The organism is Dietzia sp. Cai40 (assembly GCF_014145165.1).
Taxonomy (GTDB): domain Bacteria; phylum Actinomycetota; class Actinomycetes; order Mycobacteriales; family Mycobacteriaceae; genus Dietzia; species Dietzia natronolimnaea.
Window position 1 is genome coordinate 1 of sequence record NZ_JAALEB010000159.1, and the last position, 1,146, is coordinate 1,146.

Genomic DNA, 1,146 nt, shown 5'->3' on the forward strand with positions numbered 1-1,146 from the left:
TACGCGCGCTCGGAGGCCGCGACCACCATCAGGCCGGAGGTGCCCACGTCGAGGCGGTGGACGATCCCCTTGCGCTCCGGCGGCCCCGAGGTGGAGATGCGGTACCCGGCGGCCGCCAGCCCCCCGATCACGGTGGGGCCGGTCCAGCCCACGGAGGGGTGGGCGGCCACGCCGACGGGTTTGTCGACGACGACGAGGTCGGCGTCGGAGTAGATGACCGCCATCCCCTCCACCGGCTCGGCGACCACCGCCGGTTCGGCCCGCGGGTCGGGCATCTCGACCTCGATCCACGACATCCCGGTGAGCTTGTCGGACTTGCCCACGGCCCGGCCGTCGATCAGCACCTTGCCCTCGCCGGCGAGGTCGGCGACCGCGGTCCGGGAGATCCCGAGCAGGCGGGAGACGCCCGCATCCACCCGCATCCCGTCGAGACCGTCCGGGACGGGGAAGGTGCGCAGCTCACCCATGCGTTCCGCCCACGGTGTCGCCGCCGTCCCCGCCGTCACGACGCTCCGTCGCGGCGGCGTCCTCCGCCACCAACCCACGCGAGCCGTCGAACTCCACGCCCCTGAACACGGCGACGGCCACCACGATCACGCCGACGACCAGACTCGAGTCGGCCACGTTGAACACCGGCCACCACCCGACCGAGACGAAGTCCACCACGTGTCCGCGCAGCACCCCGGGCGAGCGGAGGTACCGGTCGACGAGATTCCCGGCGGCACCACCCAGGATCAACCCGAGTCCCCACGCCCACCACCGGGAGTGGACCCGACGCGAGAACCACAGCAATCCCAGCACGACCAGTGTCGCCACGATGCTCAGGACGACGGTCGAGCCGGTCCCCATCGAGAAGGCCGCCCCGGGGTTGCGCAGGAGGAGCAGTCGTACGGTGTCGCCGACGATCCGGATCGGGTCCTGTCCCTCGAGTCCCCACACCGCAAGGGCCTTGGTCACCTGGTCCGCCGTCACGATCACCGCGGCGATCATCAGCATGACCACCGGCCCCGCCCTGAAATAGCCGGCACCGGCACCGCCGGGCGTCGTCCCCGTGGCGTCGGACCGCGTCCCGTTGGTCTCCGTCATGCGGTCCAGTATCCCTGATCCCCCGGCGGGGCCGGGTGGCCCGGTGGGTGGACCCTCTAG

2 protein-coding genes are annotated in these 1,146 nt (G+C 72.1%); both read right to left on the reverse strand.

Translation table 11 applies throughout. The features are described from left to right. A partial coding sequence (locus G6022_RS06850; protein WP_241731093.1) for a pseudouridine synthase occupies nt 1–467 on the reverse strand: 467 nt, incomplete at its 3' end. Continuing rightward, the gene (lspA, locus tag G6022_RS06855; RefSeq protein WP_182611100.1) at nt 460–1,086 is read right to left on the reverse strand and encodes a signal peptidase II; all 627 of its coding nucleotides are present in this window, start codon (nt 1,084–1,086) and stop codon (nt 460–462) included. The genes G6022_RS06850 and lspA, both read right to left, overlap by 8 nt. Nucleotides 1,087–1,146 lie beyond the last annotated feature (60 nt).